Source organism: Neptunicoccus cionae (assembly GCF_002860325.1).
Classification (GTDB): domain Bacteria; phylum Pseudomonadota; class Alphaproteobacteria; order Rhodobacterales; family Rhodobacteraceae; genus Amylibacter; species Amylibacter lutimaris.
Genome location: NZ_PKOJ01000002.1, coordinates 118189 through 134735 on the forward strand (window position 1 = coordinate 118189; position 16547 = coordinate 134735).

The following is a 16547-nucleotide window of genomic DNA, read 5'->3' on the forward strand; positions in this document are numbered from 1 at the left end:
GTTCCGCCAGACACATCAACACCGGCACCGCGCCATTGTCGTGACGTTTCCGATTCGATCCGCAGCGACGCCTTTGTGGATTCCCTTGCACAATCTTCTGCCCGCACACGCGCTGTGGCGGAACCTCGTCGCCGAATCAAACCGGAATCATGGCACCTTCCCCTTGCTCCAGTATCCAGTCTCGAAACATCCTAGCCGTTGGATTATGTTCGTCTGCCCGCAGGAAATAACCTTCCTGCGAAGGGGCCACACGGGAATGGGCCAGAACCAGTGCGCCCGACGCAAGTGCCGGATAGGACAACACTTCGCTAACCAGCGCCACCCCGTTGCCATGCGCCGCCATATTCAGCGCCGCCCCGAAGGAATCCACATAGATTTGCGGGACCAGTTCGGCCATGTCCGGTGTCTGCCAGTTTTTCCAACCCGAAGAGGTTCCCACAGCTTCGATCAGGGGAAGATCTTCCAATTCGCCAGCCAGTTCCGGAGATTTCATTGCCACCAGACCGCTCGGCTCCAGCAAAACCGCGCCCTGCCCAAACTGTTTGTGCGATCCGAACGGAATTTCCACATCGGCGCGAATGGTGTTGAAATCATCCGGCCAGATCGTGCTGAGAAACCGGAACCGGATTTCGGGGTGACGTGCGGTGAAACTGGCCAGCCGTGGGGCGATAAACCATTGCGCGACTGTTACAGAACTCGCAATGGTCAGCAGGTTCTGCGTCGATCCGGTTTCAAAAGACCGCGCAGCAGCCCCCAGAGTCTCTAGCGCAGATGTCACCTGCGGCATCAGCTTTCGACCGTCATCAGTGATCATCAGCCCCCGCGCCTGCCGGATGAACAATGCAACGCCAAGCCTGCTTTCCAGTGATTTCACCTGCTGGCTGACAGCGGATTGGGTCATGCCGATTTCTTCGGCAGCAGCGGTAAAGCTCAGATGTCGGGCGGCCGCTTCAAAGGCACGAAACCACGTGAGCGGCGGCAGGGATTTAGCCATGGTCAATCTATCCATTAGTAAGACTAATACCTAAGCCTGCAAATCCTTCGTTTGTCAAATTTTCCTGTCCGGACAATGATCTGTGCAACGCTGTGAAGGAATACACCATGCAACCGGAAATCCGAAAGATCGTCACATTTGATGAAGAAGTCCTGATTGAAGGCTTCAAACCCGCCAAGACCCCGTGGCGCATGTTCGCTGTGGCGGCTGTTGTGAAAAACCCCTGGGCGGGACGCTATGTCGAAGATCTCAAGCCCGAGATCATGGCCTACGGGCCTGTTCTGGGCGAATTGATGACGGAGCGGATGATCGCGCTGGCAGGGTCCGGAGAGAATATCGAAGCTTATGGCAAAGCGGCAGTTGTCGGTCTGAACGGCGAGATCGAACACGCCTCCGGCCTGATCCACACTTTGCGGTTCGGTAACCACTACCGCGAGGCCGTTGGTGCAAAATCCTATCTGGCTTTCACCAACACCCGTGGCGGGGCCAATGCGCCAATTACGGTGCCGCTGATGGACAAGAACGACGCGGGCCGCCGGTCCCACTACCTGACCATCCAGTTCGCCATTCCCGATGCCCCGCGCGACGATGAAATCGTTGTGGTGCTGGGGGCGGCCATGAACGGGCGACCGCATCACCGGATCGGTGATCGCTATCAGGATCTGAAGGATTTGGGACATGATCTGGACAATCCGGCCGCGGTCTAAAACAGGCGCTCTGGCGGCGGTCACTGCGGGAAACGGACCACTTGTGGTTCTGATCCACGGCGTGGGCCTGCGGGCAGAGGCCTGGAGCGCACAAATTGACGCGCTGGCAAAAGATTACCGCGTTGTGGCGGTGGATATGCCCGGACATGGCGAGAGCCAGCCCTTTACCTCCCCGCCCGCGCTTGCGGCCTATTCCGAGCGGATTGCAGAGGTTATCGATGAACCGGCCATAGTGATCGGCCATTCCTTCGGCGCGATGATCGCGCTTGATCTGGCGATCCGGCATCGTGCGAAAATTTCGGGGGTCGCTGCGCTCAACGGGATTTACCGCCGTAGCCCGAACGCCCGCGCTGCGGTCCTTGCTCGCGCGGACAGTCTGGACGGTGTTAACATTGCCGACCCTGCTGCACCGCTTGACCGCTGGTTCGGTCCTGCACCTTCAGAGGAACGCAGCGCTTGTGAAAACTGGCTGCGCAGCGCCGATCCGCGAGGTTACCAAGATGCCTACCGCGTCTTTGCACAGGAAGACGGGCCACAGGATAGCGATCTGCAAACCCTGCACTGCCCCGCCTTGTTCCTGACGGGCGGGCGAGAGCCGAATTCGACCCCCGCCATGTCTGAACAGATGGCGGCACTTGCACCGCAAGGACGGGCCGAAATCCTGACCGACGCGGCCCATATGGCCCCAATGACCCACGGGCCGGAAGTGAACCGGATCTTAACCGGATTTTTGAAGGAGACCTGCTGATGCACACCATCGACCCCAAAGAACTACGCGTGGCTTTTGGCAGTTATCCGACCGGCGTCACGGTGGTGACGGCGCGGCGGGCCGACGGAACACCCGTGGGGTTCACCGCAAACTCTTTCTCCTCTGTATCGCTCGACCCGCCGCTGTTGCTGGTCTGTCCGGGCAAGTTTCTGTCAAACTATGCAACGTTCGCGGATTGCACCCATTTCGCGGTTAACGTGCTGGCACAGGGGCAGGATGACATCGCGGATATTTTTGCCCGCTACAAGGGAGACCGCTTTGCGCAGGTCGACCACACCGTTGATAAACACGGTCTGCCTCTGATCGAAAACGCCGCTGCGCAGTTTTCCTGCCAAACCCACCAGTCGATCCCGATGGGCGACCACAGCATTCTGATTGGTCAGGTGCTGGCATTCAGCCAGAGCGATACGCTTGGCCTTGGCTATGGCGGGGGCCGCTATCTCAACTTCGCACCACAAATCGCCGCGCAATAAGCCGCTACGCAAAGGACACATCCGATGGAATTTTCACTGTTTGCCCATATGGAACGGATCACACCGGAGCAGAGCCACCGCAGCCTGCGGGACGAATTGATCTCGCTGGCCAAAATGGCCGATGACGGCGGCATGCGGGCGATCTGGACGGGCGAGCATCACGGCATGGATTTCACCATCGCACCCAACCCCTTCCTGACCCTTGTTGACCTGAGCCATCACACCAAGAACCTTCGTCTTGGCACCGGTACCGTGGTTGCCCCCTTCTGGCATCCGATCAAACTGGCCGGAGAGGCCGCCGCCGCCGATCTGATTACCGACGGTCGTATAGAACTTGGAATCGCGCGCGGAGCTTATTCCTATGAATACGAAAGGCTTCACCCCGGGCTGGACGCTTGGGAAGCCGGACAGAGAATGCGCGAAACCGCGCCCCTGCTGCGCCCGCTCTGGGAGGGGGATTGCGCCCATGAAGGAGAGTATTACCGGTTCCCGTCCACCACCTCTGCCCCGAAACCGCTTCAGGAAAACGGACCGCCGATCTGGATCGCGGCGCGGGATATTAACAGCCACAGTTTCGGCGTGGAAAACGGCTTTAACATTCAAGTCACGCCGCTCTGGCAGGGCATTGGCGAAATCGAAAGCCTGATGGAAAAGTTTAACGAAGCCTGTAGCGCTTATGATGGTCGCCGCCCAAAGATCATGCTGCTGCATCACACTTATGTAGCCGCCGATGACACCGACACCGCGCTTGCCGCGAAAGAGCTGTCCCGGTTTTACAATTACTTCGGTGCATGGTTCAAAAACCAGCGCCCCGTGCATCAGGGGTTGATCGAAACCCTGTCAGAGGATGAAATGGCCGCGAATGCCATGATGTCCCCTGAAAACATGCGCCGTGACCTGACCATCGGCACTGCGCAGGAAGTGATCGACCGGATCAAACGCTATGAGGATCTGGGCTATGACGAATACGCCTTCTGGGTGGACAGCGGCATGGACTTCAGCCGCAAGCGGGACTCGCTCGCACGGTTTATCGACGATGTAATGCCCGCTTTTGTCTGAGGATTAAAATGACTGATCTCCCCCACTTCCAGCTTTATATTGATGGCGCCTTTTGCGAAGGACATGACGGGCAGGTTCTGCGCTCTGCCAACCCCGCCACCGGAGAGGACTGGTCCAGCTTTGCCTGCGCCGCACCGCAGGATGTGGACCGCGCGATCAAGGCCGCCCGCCGTGTGCTGGACGATCCTGCGTGGCGCGACATGACCCAGACCCAAAGGGGCAAACTGCTGCACCGGCTGGCGGATCTGATCGAACAGAACGCAGAAAAACTGGGGCGGATCGAAACCACCGACAGTGGCAAGCTGCTGGCCGAAACCGCCAGCCAGACCGGCTATGTCGGGGATTACTATCGCTATTACGGGGGGCTGGCGGATAAGATCGAGGGCGCGGTTCTGCCCATCGACAAGCCCGATATGCACGTCTTTACCCGCCGTGAACCCATCGGTGTGGTGGTGGCCGTGGTGCCGTGGAATGCGCAGATGTTTCTAACCGCAACGAAACTTGGTCCCGCATTGGCGGCGGGCTGTTCGGTGGTGCTGAAAGCCTCGGAAATCGCGCCGGCGCCGATGCTGGAATTTGCCAAACTGGTGGATCAGGCCGGTTTTCCGGCAGGTGTGGTATCCGTGATTACCGGAGACGCAGAAAACTGCGCCATTCCGCTGACCCGTCATCCGGATGTGGACCGGATCGCCTTTACTGGCGGGCCTGATACCGCACGCCATGTGGTGCGCAACTCTGCTGAAAATTTTGCTGTAACCTCTCTCGAACTGGGCGGCAAATCCCCGATCCTTGTGTTTGAGGATGCGGATCTCGACAGTGCCGCAAACGGGTTGATCGCGGGGAATTTCGGCGCCTCGGGGCAAAGCTGTGTTGCCGGATCGCGGGGGCTGATACAGAGGTCTGTGCTGGATGATCTGATCGAGCGCATCGCAACAGCCAGCGCTGGCATAACAGTCGGTGATCCGCTGGAGCCTGCCACACATGTGGGGCCGTTATGCACCCATTCCCAGATCGAGCGGATCGTCTCGACGCTCGCCAAGGCGCGGGAACAGGGGGCGAAAATCCACTTTGGCGGCGCACCGCTAGCGCGTGCTGGCAACTATATGGCACCGACGCTGGTGGAATGCGCGGATCACAGCATCGCCACGCTCAACACCGAACTTTTCGGCCCTGTCATGTCGCTGTTGCCCTTTGATACCGAAGAGGAAGCCATTGCGCTGGCCAACAGCACCCCCTACGGGCTGGGTTCGGGGGTGTTCACCCGCAGTCTCGCCCGCGCGCACAGGGTGTCGGACAGATTGAAAGCAGGGATTTGCTGGGTCAACACCTACCGCGCCGTGTCCCCCATTGCGCCCTTTGGCGGATACAACCATTCAGGCTATGGACGCGAAGCAGGCGTGGATGCGATCCATGATTACACCCGCACCAAAACCACTTGGATCAACACCTCTGATGCGCCAATGGCGAACCCTTTTGTGATGCGGTAAGGCGTGTGGGAGGAATTACTATTCCTCCTGCTGAACCTCGGACAACCGGCTTCCGACTAACACCGCCGTACCACTCAACACTGCCATTATCCCCAGTACCAGTTGCGGTCCGGCGGCGTCTGCGATGACGCCGAAAATTCCGCCTGCCAGCAGCAGCATGCCGATCATCGTGTTGGACAGCGCGGTGTAAACCGGCTTGCGGTCGTGGCTGTCCATATCCGTCAGATGGGTTTTGCGCCCCGCCCTTGCCCCTTGATAGGCGATCTGGGCGAAGAAAACATAAACCGCAATCAACCAGCCGCCGCCTGCCCCGAACGCTCCCCCGACTGCTGCCAGCGCAAAGATCACAGCGGACACGCCGCCTGCAACCATCAAGGTCTTTCGGCTGGAGTAATCTGCGAATGTGCTCCACAGATAAGAGGACACGATAGACGCAATAGACGATGCGAGGATCAACAGGCCAAGATTGCCAAAACCGTTCTCGCTCTCGCCGCCGCCGAGCATGATCAGGAATGGCGGCGCGAGCGCGGTTGAAATCAGCAGTGCGCGGGTGGCGATATAGGTGCGGAACTCGCCGTCTTCGCGCAGCGGTTTGGACAGCCCCTTCAATGACTGTTCTGCATCGTCTGACGTTTCGGCCTCCGGTTCGTCAAGCGTGGTAAAGATAAACGAGGCCAGCAGCCACAATATTCCGGCCAGCGCAATGGCAATGGCGATCACAACGGGGTCCCGTGGCAGGATGTTAAAGCTGAGCAAAAGGGCAAAGAGCAGCACCACCACCGCCGACAGGGTTCCCGCCAGTCCAGACACCCTGCCCCGACGCCCCTTTTCCACAGTGCGGGCGAGAATATCCTTAAAGCTGGCCGAACAGACAGACCGCGCCACGGCCAAGACCGCAAGGCAGAGCAGGATCGTCCACCCCGCCGCTGCGCCGTCCAGAAACGCGGCTGCGGCCGCCATTCCAAAGGCTGCGATTCCCTGAACCGCAGCCCCGCCTGCCCAGAAATACTTGCGCTGGCTCCGCCGCTCCAGCATGCGCGCGAACAGCAGTTGTGGAAACAACGAGCCGGATTCCCGTACCGGAACCAGAAACCCGATCAGATAGCCGGGTGCGCCAAGGGCGTTCAGCAACCACGCGAGTACCAGTTTCGGATTGATCAACCCGTCAGCGGCTTTGGTCAGGGCCAAGGCGCTGACATGGGTCATAAATTCTTTGTTCATGTAGCGGATATATGCCGGCCCGCGCCGCAAGCCAGTAAAAACCGCAGGCAAAGAAAAACCGCCCGAAGTTTTACCACGGGCGGTTTGAAGGTCTACAGCTTACGGGCGTTTCAGCCGATGATGCTGTTCAGCGTTTCGGACGGGCGCATCACAGCAGCGGTTTTTGCGTCATCTGTGTGGAAATACCCACCCAGATCAACGGCTTTCCCCTGTGCCGCAGCCAGTTCGGACACGATCTTCTCTTCGTTTTCCGCCAGCGCTTCTGCGATCGGTGCAAAATGGGAGGCCAGCTCTGCATCGTCCCCTTGTGCCGCCAGTGCTTCGGCCCAGTAACGGGCAAACCAATAGTGGCTGTCGCGGTTGTCAGGCTCACCCACTTTGCGCGAAGGCGACCGGTCGTTGTCCAGAATTCCTTGGGTCGCTGCATCGACGGCTTCACCCAGAACACGCGCTTTCGCGTTGTCCCGTGCATCCGCAAGGAAGGTCAGGCTTTCGCCCAAGGCACAGAATTCGCCCAAGGAATCCCAGCGCAGGTGGTTTTCTTCCATCAACTGTTGCACGTGTTTCGGGGCAGAACCACCAGCGCCCGTTTCAAACAGACCGCCGCCGTTCATCAGCTTTACGATGGACAGCATCTTGGCCGAAGTCGCCAGTTCAAGGATCGGGAACAGGTCTGTCAGATAGTCCCGCAGCACGTTGCCGGTGATGGCAATCGTGTTTTCACCCTTAGTGATGGTTTCAAGGCTGGCGCGGGTCGCTTCGCGCGGAGCCATGATTTCGAACTTGTCGGCAACGCCTTTGGCTTCAAGGATCGGCTTCACATAAGCGATCAGTTCAGCGTCATGGGCGCGGTTTTCATCAAGCCAGAAAATCGCGCGGCAACCCTCGGCCTTCTGACGGTCGATTGCCAGATTGACCCAGTCTTCGATCGGGGCCTTGCGCGCAGAGGCAGAGCGCCAGATGTCACCGGCCTCAACCTTGTGGCTGTGCAGAACGGTGCCATCGTCAAGGATCATCTTCACTGTTCCGGACTCGGCCAGCTCAAATGTGGTCGGGTGGGAACCGTATTCTTCTGCTTTTTGTGCCATCAGACCGATGTTTTGCACAGTACCCGCAGTTGCAGGGTTCAGCTTGCCGTTGGCTTTGAAGAAGTTGATCGCTTCGTCATAGACAGGGGCGTAGGAATTGTCCGGGATTACACAGTTCGCATCCGCTTCCTTACCATCCGGACCCCAGCCCTTGCCACCTGCACGGATCAGCGCAGGCATGGAGGCGTCGATGATCACATCGGAGGGCACATGCAGGTTGGTGATGCCCTTGTCGGAATCGACCATGTACATTGGCGGACGGGAGTCCATGCAGGCTTTGATGTCGTCCATGATCTCGTCATTGCCAGCAACATTTGCCATCAACGCACCCAGACCGGAATTCGGGTTCACACCCAGTTCTTTCAGCGCATCGCCGTGCTTTTCAAACACAGGGGCCAGATAGGCTTTGACTGCGTGGCCAAAGATGATCGGGTCGGAAACCTTCATCATCGTAGCTTTCATATGCAGGGAAAACAGCGTGCCTTCTGCCTTGGTCTTCTCGATCTCTTCGGCAAGGAAAGCATCCAGTTTCGCCGCGCTCATGAAGGTTGCGTCAACCACGGTTCCGGCCGGATAGGACAGACCGTCCTTCAGCACAGTTTCGCCGCTGGCGGTTTCCAGAACGATTTTCGCGCCGGTTTCCTTGTCGAGTGTCGCGGATACTTCGTTAGAGAAGAAATCACCGCCGGACATGGAGGCCACGCGGGTCTTGCTGTCTGCGGTCCACTCCCCCATGCGGTGCGGGTTGTTCTGGGCAAAGCTTTTCACAGCTTTGGCTGCGCGGCGGTCGGAGTTGCCTTCCCGCAGAACAGGGTTCACAGCCGAGCCTTTCAGCGTGTCGTATTTCGCGCGGATCTCTTTTTCCGCGTCGGTTTCGGGTGACTCCGGATAATCCGGCAGCGCGTAACCTTGGGCCTGAAGCTCTTTTACTGCGGCAACCAACTGGGGCACTGAGGCCGAGATGTTGGGCAGCTTGATGACGTTGGCTTCTGCTGTTTTCACCAGTCGGCCCAGTTCGGCCAGATCGTCGGACTGGCGCTGGTCCTCTTTCAGATGCTCTGGGAAGGTCGCCAGAATACGACCTGCAAGGCTGATATCCTTGGTGCCAACAGAAACACCCGCAGCCGCGGCAAATTTCTGGATGATAGGCAGGAAGGATGCGGAAGCCAGTTCCGGTGCTTCGTCCACTTTGGTGTAGATAATATCTGACATTGGAAACCTCTCGAATGTTGCTCGCTGCTCCATAGCCGATAGATCCGGTGAAGTCGATAGTATACCGTTGCATACAGAGCGAAAACTTGCGGAACGGGTGAAACTTAAGCTCTAAAGAAATGGAATTACCCAAACTTCAAGTCTTCTTCGCCGGTTCTTCTTCCTCCCCCTCCTCTACACCCTATCAGCCGCTGGCCATGCAATCCGTTTGTTGCCTGAGTGAACCGCTGTGACAGTGGACGCGAATCGATTCCGCAGCTAACCTATTCGGATTGGAGATGTCAGCCCGTCCAATGACACTTAAAGTTATAGAGTTCATTTACTCATTGCCGCTTCGTAGTCTGTAATATTTTTTGGCCACGGCGCTGCCAGCAACAGGATAGATAAAATGGCTATAATCAACGAAACTTTATTCGGGGATGCACCAGATCATAATGGAACACCATATACCTTAACTTTTGGTGACACGTTCCAAGGTTCTATCGACTATGTCGGAGACGTGGATTACATCCGGGTTTTCCTTGAAGAGGGTCAGACTGTTTCGGTTGTCGGTCAGACACCAACGGGCACTCCTTATAACCCGAACGCACTAGTCCCCCACGTAAATTTGCTAAACGGCGCAGGAACGCTGATCGACGATACCGACAACATTGGCTACACGAATTCCGGCCTGATGTTTACGGCAACCACCACTGGTGATTACTACGTCTCGATTTCCGATTATTTTGGCAGTTACACGGGCAGTTACGAAGTCGAGATCAAGGACGCCAACTTCACAACTGATGATATCGCTGATCATTTAACAAAAGGTTTCTGGCAGAGCACAAATCGGGATACGCACGCATTCGACATCTCTTCGGACGTTGTTATCACCTACAACATCGCCGCGTTGAATGCAGATGGGCAGGCGCTTGCCCTTGCTGCGATGGAGGTTTGGTCGGATGTTTCGGGACTTGTTTTCAGCGCTTCGGGCGGAGCAGCCGATATCGTCTTTACGCAGGATCGTGATCCCAGTGACGGCAGCCGCACAGCCTATGCAACATATTCTGCAACCGGCCAGACAACCACCAGCTCGCTGGTCAACATTTCCGACAATTGGATATCATACTACGGAACGGCAGTCGGGGGATACGGTTTCCAAACCTACATACATGAGATCGGCCATGTTCTCGGTCTCGGGCACGCAGGCAACTACAACGGCAGCGCAATTTATTCCCTTGATGGTGCTTCAAATCACTACCTTAACGACAGTTGGCAATCGACAGTCATGTCCTACTTCGACCAAACTGAAAATCTGGACGTGAATGCAGATAAAACATATATCGTTATGCCCGGTATTGCCGATATCGTCGCGATCCAGAACCTTTACGGCACCGCGACACCGGTTCACAACGCAGGCGACACCACTTATGACCTAGACGGCTCCAATACCCCGTTCGCCACAAGCGGGCTAAGCCAAAGCGGCAATCCCATCATGCAAACCCTGTTTGACACCGGTGGCACTGACAGCTTCGATGCGTCGCTGAGCGCGACTTATAACAAATTTTATATGGAGTCCGAAATCTTCTCCAACGTAGGCGGGTACGACGGGAATATCGTAATTGCGCGCGGAACTGTCTTGGAAAATTATCACGGTGGTAGCGATATCGACGAAGTATATGGAAATGCAGTCTCCAACACCATTTTCGGAAACGACGGATGGGATGACCTTTATGGTGGCTCTGGTACAGATCACCTCTATGGAGGAAACCACAATGATTACCTCACCGGCGGTGCAGACGCAGACATGCTTTTTGGTGGCGCTGATTTCGATTATGCCGATTATGTCATGTCATCTGCAGGTGTCACAATCCGGCTTTGGAACGGAACCGGAACCGGCGGTGATGCAGAAGGCGATATACTGGACGGCATCGAAGGTATCCTCGGATCGGGTCTCAGAGATGTTTTGATCGGCGCGGCAGGGATCTCAAATAAATTATTCGGGAACGGTGGCGATGACTACATCAACGGCCTGTCCGGCGGCGGAGCTTTCTACGGCGGGACCGGGAACGATCACTTCATTGGCAACACCGGCGCCGAAGAATTTAATGGATTCACGGATACAGACCACATTGACTATTCCGGAAGCAGTTCAGGCGTTACAGTAAAATTCTGGAATGGCACGGGACTAAATGGCGACGCCGACGGCGATACCTACGACGCGATCGAGAACGCGACCGGATCCGCCCATAAAGACTATCTGATCGGCGCAAATGCTGTCGACAATGCCCTGTTTGGCGGCGCGTCTGATGACCTTCTAAAAGGCCTGACCGGCGACGACACCCTGAACGGTGGCGCAGGCGCAGATACTCTGGAAGGGGATGGCGGGAATGATACGGCCGATTATTCCGACAGCACATCCCGCGTCATTATCCGGCTTTGGAACGGCACCGGCAGCCTTGGTCACGCCGAAGGCGATACACTATCGGGCATCGAAGGCGTAATCGGATCCAATTACAATGATGCCCTGATCGGCAGTAACAGCCAAGGCGACTCCTTAAGCGGAGGTAATGGAAACGACTATATCGACGGACTGGGCGGTAACGATTATATGGGCGGCGGTTACGGCAACGATACGATTATCGGGGGACTGGGAAGCGATACGATCGACGGCGGAGCGGGTGAAGACACTGTGGACTACAGTGCAATGACCGGCAACATCACCGTTCGGCTCTGGGCTGGAACCGGCGCGGGTGGTGACTCGCTTACGAACATCGAAAATGCATTCGGGGGCAGCGGCAACGACTATCTGCTCGGTTCCAACGGCGTAGCAAACTTCCTGAAAGGCAATGCCGGAACAGACAACATTTTCGGCTTGAGCGGTGACGACGATCTGGAAGGCGGTGCCGGCGCAGATAATCTGTATGGCGGCAGTGGCATAGATTTCGCAATGTACACCGGCAGCGCTGCGGCGGTGACGGTCAAACTGTGGAACGGGACTGGCAGCGGCGGCGATGCCGCGGGTGATGTTCTGGACAGTATCGAAGGTGTTGTCGGATCAAACCATAATGACGTGCTGATCGGTAGCCAACCCTTGGGTGATACACTGGACGGCGGCGCTGGCCGAGACTTCATCAACGGACTGTCCGGCGACGATGAACTCTTTGGCGGCAGTGGTGATGACACGCTTGTCGGGGGCACCGGCAGTGACATAATAGTCGGAGGCAGCGGCCGTGACACTGTCGACTTCAGTTCGGCCTCGTCCGGCGTCACAGTCAAGCTTTGGAACGGAACCGGAACCAGTGGCGAGGCGGCAGGCGATCTCTATTATGATATCGAAAACATCAAAGGTTCAGGTTACAAGGACTATCTAATCGGATCGAACGAGGAAGATAACACCATTATCGGTGGCGCCGGCGACGACCTGCTGAACGGACTCAGAGGAAATGACGTTTACGACGGCGGCAGCGGAGCTGATATTTTTGCCTTCTCCGTCGACGGTGGTCAGGACAAGATTCTGCACTTTGAGGACACAATCGATATTGTCGACCTGACCGGGTCATTGTCCTTCTCGGATCTGTCTCTAAGCAGCATTGCCGGCGGTGTAAGAGCGGCTGTCACTAGCAGCGCTTCCCATTATATTGACCTGCTCGGCGTCAGTATTGCCGATGTTTCAAGTAACGACTTCATGTAACTGACAGCCCCCTCACTCAAGAAGACGGAATTTTAGACACTTCTTTTCGTGTCCCCCCTTGCACACTGCAAGCGGGGACACTACCTCATTCGGAAATGCCTGAATAACAAGAGTGGGGTAAACCTTGGGCCAATCAATGATTTTCTTGCTGGCGGCCCTTCCCCTGTGTCTCGCCGTTGTTGTGGTGTCTGCCGGATTTTTCGTAAAAGGCGCAGTGTCCATTGCACACCGCCTGTCGGTTCCGGAATTTCTTGTCGGTTCGGTCATCGTGGCCATCGGCACCTCGGCCCCCGAAGTCGCTATTAACGTTTCTGCGGTACTGGAAGGCGCCGGGGACATTGTGATCTCCAACATCGTCGGATCCAACATTGTGAACATTGGTTTGGGCGTTGGTCTTGCCGGTTTCATGCTCAGCTTTGATCGGGCCAGACCTGAATATATGACAAGTATCTTCGTCGGTCTGCTTGGTACTCTTGCCTTGCTTGCAAATACCATCCTGACCAGCAACGGAATGGTATCCTCCCGTTTCAGCCTGCTGTATTCCGTGCTGATTCTGGCCGCTTTCGCCTATTACATGTACAGTTCGATCAAGAACGCTGACGGCTCTGACGATGAGGAAATCGACGCGGGCGCCCCGCTCTGGCTCGCGCTGGTCTTTGTGGTCGGTGGTGCTATCTCTATGGCGTTCTTTTCCGATCTGGCCGTGCAATTCGCGGTATCCCTGTCCCAAAGCATGGGGATTTCCGAAGCCGTTATCGGTGCAACCGTAATTGCGGCGGGGGGCAGCCTTCCGGAGGTGTCTTCCTGTATCGCGGCGGCGCGGATCAAACGGCCCAATCTGATCCTTGGCAACATAGCTGGCAGCCAGATTTTCAACGTACTCGGTATTCTTGGCATATCCGGCCTGATCCGCCCGTTTGAGTACTCCACTGTGCTCTGGGTCGATATGGCAGTTCTGATCGGAATGACGCTGATCCTGCTGGCCTGTATCCGCTTTTTCGCTCTGCGCCGCTATATCGGGACACTGCTGTTCGGCTCCTACGCCTGTTACGCAGGGTATCTGGTTTATATTTCGACCTAACCCATCGGAATTCCGGGTGCCTTTCAACATTTGGAAGATCGCCCAAGGTGGAAGCCTTGCGCGACCGGAGCAATGCAATTTGCCCAAATTCCGGGCAAGCAATCCCAGTCAACTTGTGCGCAAACAAAAACAGCCTCAAAAGTTGTGCTCTACCTGCAACGAACACCGGCTGAATAGCGGCAAGTTTTCCCCTCTTGGGTCGTAGTTAGGCCTCATTTATTTAGCATATCTCGCACAAAGACCGCCAAGAAAGCTACCATATGTTAACCGTATTACATTCAATGCATTCCGAACACGATATCGCACTGGTGCTCCTTGCGGCCTTATTATGCACCTTCGGTAGCTGGGTTGTTGCAAGCTTGTATAGACATGCCCTGGCACGACCAAAAGCACAGGCTGTTATTTGGTATTTTGTAGCTGCCACTACAGCGGGCATCGCAATTTGGTGCACACATTTCATTGCGATTCTAGCCTATCAGCCACACGCGCCAGTCAACTTTAACCTGCAACTGACCTTCGCTTCTCTGATGATTGCGATCTTTGGCTGTACGATTGGTATCCTGATCGCCGGTATGTTCAAAACCAAAGCCACTACGATGATTGGCGGGACAATATTCGGATTGTCCGTTTCTGCCATGCACTACACAGGCATGATCGCCTACCGTGTCGACGGGATCATAGCATGGGACCAGTCCTATCTGATCACTTCAGTCATCCTTTCGGTATTGCTGTCCACACTGGCCTTGTTCCTTGGCAGCAAACAACGCAAACGCAGCACAGAACTAATGACTGGTGCGCTCAGTCTCGCAATCATTGCGCTGCATTTCACCGGCATGGCCGCGTTTCAGTTGATTCCTATCGAATTCTCGGCGGAATACACCAACCCCGGCGAATTCAAACTGATCGCCTTTGTGATTGCTGGCACAGCAACCCTGATCGTTTTGGGCGGTCTGTTCACCTATTTCATCGAGAACCGCACCAGAATGGAAAGCATCGAGGAGCTCCGCAAGGCACGGGATGAAGCCGAAAGCGCAAGCCGCGCGAAATCCGAATTCATGAGCGTTCTCAGCCACGAACTACGCACCCCCCTGACGATCATCATCGGCTACGCCAGTATCCTGTCTGGTATTAAAGAAAAAACCACCAGCAAGCTGAAGCCCGGCGAACCGATCACCGAAACCCATTTCAATACTGTCGGGGATCAGGCACAGCTTTACGGGAAAAGGGTGAAAGTTGCCGGCAAGCACCTTCTGACGATTATTAACGAAATCCTCGATTACACCAGCATCGAGCTGAACGACATCAAGCTGGACAAAACCACTTTCGCCCCCCGTGATGTTCTTGTGGAAGTCGAAGACCAGTTCAAAGGCCTTGCGAGCGAGAAAAACGCGGTGCTTGAGACTGAGTGGGACAACATGACAGTTCGGGCCGATCGCAGCCGCTGTCAGCAGATTCTGATCAACCTGATTGGCAATGCGCTGAAATTCTCACAGGCTTCGAAAATCACGATCCGCGCCAAACAACAAGGCACTGGCTTCCGGTTCGAGGTGGAAGACAACGGTTGCGGCATACCGGAAAAAGATCTGCAATTGATATTTCAGGCTTTCACCCAACTGGAATCCTCTGACAACCGCAAGGAAGGTGGAACAGGTCTTGGTCTATCGATCAGCAAGAAGCTCTCGATTGCCCATGGTGGGGACATCAGGGTCGAAAGCGAAGTCGGTACGGGCACGAAATTCTCTGTCACCATACCGGACAGCCTTATTGTAGAAAAGGCAGGCGCGCAGATCGAGGACAGCGGTTACAAGGGGAATGCCTTCACTGCTGCGGCCTAAGACGCCCTCCCCCAAAACTGTTTGGGCAACAGAATAAACCGTGGTCTGGTTGCCCGCCCAAACGTGTTTATCTTAAATACGGACGCAGATTGCGTCGAACAGTCAGCTTAGCTGCACGCCCCGCCGCGCTGCCAGATCGACCACATATTGCCATGCCACCCGACCGGAGCGATTGCCCCGCGTCTGCTGCCACTCGATCGCTTCAGCGCGCAGCTCTTCGTCTGGAATCTCGATGCCATATTCATCGCAATAGCCCCGGATCATGGCAAGATACTGGTCCTGATCACAGGGATGAAAGCCGAGCCACAGCCCGAAACGGTCCGACAGGGAGACTTTTTCCTCAACTGCCTCGGACGGATTGATCGCGGTGGAACGTTCGTTTTCAATCATGTCACGCGGCATCAGGTGGCGCCGGTTCGAAGTGGCATAAAAGGCCACATTCTCGGGGCGTCCTTCTATTCCGCCGTCAAGCACCGCCTTGAGCGATTTATAATGGGCGTCATCATGACCAAAGCTCAGGTCATCACAAAACAGCAGAAACCGCTCCGATGCAGCCCTCAAAACATTCAGCAGACGGCCGATTGACGGCAGATCCTCGCGCTGGACTTCCACCAGCTTCAAACCGCCCACCTGCCGGTTTGCCTCTGCATGGGCCGCCTTAACCAGAGACGATTTCCCCATGCCCCGCGCGCCCCACAACAGGACGTTGTTCGCAGGAAGGCCACGGGCGAATTGCAGCGTATTTTCCATCAGAATGTCACGGGAACGGTCGATCCCCACCAGTAGACCGATCTCCACCCTGTTCACCTTAGCGACCGGTTCCAGCCGGTCTGGCCCAACGTGCCAGACAAAAGCATCCGCCTGCGAAAAATCAGGTGCCGGCATCGGGCGCGGGCTGATCCGCTCCAGTGCTTCGGCAATGCGGGTCAGCGCGTCTAACTCACTCAT

At 56.2% G+C, this 16547-nt stretch carries 12 protein-coding genes; 8 read left to right on the forward strand and 4 right to left on the reverse strand.

From position 1 onward, the window contains the following. Positions 1-136: 136 nt before the first annotated feature. On the reverse strand, positions 137-994 hold the full coding sequence (locus C0U40_RS06470) for a LysR family transcriptional regulator (RefSeq protein WP_101654958.1): 858 nt from the start codon (positions 992-994) through the stop codon (positions 137-139). A 107-nt stretch (positions 995-1101) separates the two neighbouring features. Between C0U40_RS06470 and C0U40_RS06475 the strand changes: the two genes are divergently transcribed. From C0U40_RS06475 to C0U40_RS06495, 5 genes are read left to right on the forward strand one after another with little or no spacing between them, the layout of a single operon-like run. Next, positions 1102-1701: an amino acid synthesis family protein gene (locus C0U40_RS06475; RefSeq protein WP_101654959.1), complete on the forward strand. Its 600-nt coding sequence runs from the start codon at positions 1102-1104 to the stop codon at positions 1699-1701. Continuing rightward, positions 1673-2449: an alpha/beta fold hydrolase gene (locus tag C0U40_RS06480; RefSeq protein WP_101654960.1), complete on the forward strand. Its 777-nt coding sequence runs from the start codon at positions 1673-1675 to the stop codon at positions 2447-2449. Before C0U40_RS06475 ends, C0U40_RS06480 begins: the two co-directional genes overlap by 29 nt. Beyond that, a complete protein-coding gene (locus C0U40_RS06485; protein ID WP_101654961.1) occupies positions 2449-2943 on the forward strand; it encodes a flavin reductase family protein in 495 nt (164 codons plus the stop codon). Before C0U40_RS06480 ends, C0U40_RS06485 begins: the two co-directional genes overlap by 1 nt. A gap of 24 nt (positions 2944-2967) precedes the next feature. After that, on the forward strand, positions 2968-4002 hold the full coding sequence (locus tag C0U40_RS06490) for an LLM class flavin-dependent oxidoreductase (RefSeq protein WP_101654962.1): 1035 nt from the start codon (positions 2968-2970) through the stop codon (positions 4000-4002). An 8-nt stretch (positions 4003-4010) separates the two neighbouring features. Further along, positions 4011-5489 (forward strand): aldehyde dehydrogenase, encoded by a 1479-nt coding sequence (locus C0U40_RS06495; protein WP_101654963.1) that lies wholly within the window; start codon positions 4011-4013, stop codon positions 5487-5489. A gap of 18 nt (positions 5490-5507) precedes the next feature. On the opposite strand, the gene C0U40_RS06500 is transcribed toward C0U40_RS06495, so the two are convergent. Together C0U40_RS06500 and C0U40_RS06505 are read right to left on the reverse strand one after the other, a co-directional pair. Then, on the reverse strand, positions 5508-6710 hold the full coding sequence (locus C0U40_RS06500) for an MFS transporter (RefSeq protein ID WP_101654964.1): 1203 nt from the start codon (positions 6708-6710) through the stop codon (positions 5508-5510). 110 nt (positions 6711-6820) lie between these two features. Continuing rightward, positions 6821-9010, reverse strand: a complete 2190-nt coding sequence (locus C0U40_RS06505) for an NADP-dependent isocitrate dehydrogenase (protein ID WP_101654965.1) — start codon at positions 9008-9010, stop codon at positions 6821-6823. A gap of 388 nt (positions 9011-9398) precedes the next feature. On the opposite strand from C0U40_RS06505, the gene C0U40_RS06510 reads away from it, so the two are divergent. From C0U40_RS06510 to C0U40_RS06520, 3 genes are all read left to right on the forward strand, one after another. Then, entirely contained in the window at positions 9399-12683 is a 3285-nt protein-coding gene (locus tag C0U40_RS06510) for a M10 family metallopeptidase (protein ID WP_101654966.1), read from the forward strand. Between the two features lie 136 nt (positions 12684-12819). Then, complete coding sequence (locus C0U40_RS06515) at positions 12820-13764, forward strand: sodium:calcium antiporter (protein ID WP_101654967.1); 945 nt, start codon at positions 12820-12822, stop codon at positions 13762-13764. A 281-nt stretch (positions 13765-14045) separates the two neighbouring features. Further along, positions 14046-15599, forward strand: coding sequence for an ATP-binding protein (locus C0U40_RS06520; protein ID WP_286134871.1), 1554 nt, complete (start codon positions 14046-14048; stop codon positions 15597-15599). A 102-nt stretch (positions 15600-15701) separates the two neighbouring features. Here the strand turns inward: C0U40_RS06520 and C0U40_RS06525 are convergent, their stop codons facing one another. Further along, the gene (locus C0U40_RS06525) at positions 15702-16547 is read right to left on the reverse strand and encodes an ATP-binding protein (protein WP_101654969.1); all 846 of its coding nucleotides are present in this window, start codon (positions 16545-16547) and stop codon (positions 15702-15704) included.

Excerpts from the sequence above, each read along its gene's own strand:
- C0U40_RS06485 (WP_101654961.1), top strand. The coding sequence starts at position 2,449 with ATGCACACCATCGACCCCAAAGAACTACGCGTGGCTTTTGGCAGTTAT.
- C0U40_RS06490 (WP_101654962.1), top strand. The coding sequence starts at position 2,968 with ATGGAATTTTCACTGTTTGCCCATATGGAACGGATCACACCGGAGCAG.
- C0U40_RS06505 (WP_101654965.1), bottom strand. The coding sequence starts at position 9,010 with ATGTCAGATATTATCTACACCAAAGTGGACGAAGCACCGGAACTGGCT.
- C0U40_RS06480 (WP_101654960.1), top strand. The coding sequence starts at position 1,673 with ATGATCTGGACAATCCGGCCGCGGTCTAAAACAGGCGCTCTGGCGGCG.
- C0U40_RS06500 (WP_101654964.1), bottom strand. The coding sequence starts at position 6,710 with ATGAACAAAGAATTTATGACCCATGTCAGCGCCTTGGCCCTGACCAAA.
- C0U40_RS06515 (WP_101654967.1), top strand. The coding sequence starts at position 12,820 with ATGATTTTCTTGCTGGCGGCCCTTCCCCTGTGTCTCGCCGTTGTTGTG.
- C0U40_RS06470 (WP_101654958.1), bottom strand. The coding sequence starts at position 994 with ATGGCTAAATCCCTGCCGCCGCTCACGTGGTTTCGTGCCTTTGAAGCG.
- C0U40_RS06525 (WP_101654969.1), bottom strand. The coding sequence starts at position 16,547 with ATGAGTGAGTTAGACGCGCTGACCCGCATTGCCGAAGCACTGGAGCGG.
- C0U40_RS06520 (WP_286134871.1), top strand. The coding sequence starts at position 14,046 with ATGCATTCCGAACACGATATCGCACTGGTGCTCCTTGCGGCCTTATTA.
- C0U40_RS06495 (WP_101654963.1), top strand. The coding sequence starts at position 4,011 with ATGACTGATCTCCCCCACTTCCAGCTTTATATTGATGGCGCCTTTTGC.
- C0U40_RS06510 (WP_101654966.1), top strand. The coding sequence starts at position 9,399 with ATGGCTATAATCAACGAAACTTTATTCGGGGATGCACCAGATCATAAT.
- C0U40_RS06475 (WP_101654959.1), top strand. The coding sequence starts at position 1,102 with ATGCAACCGGAAATCCGAAAGATCGTCACATTTGATGAAGAAGTCCTG.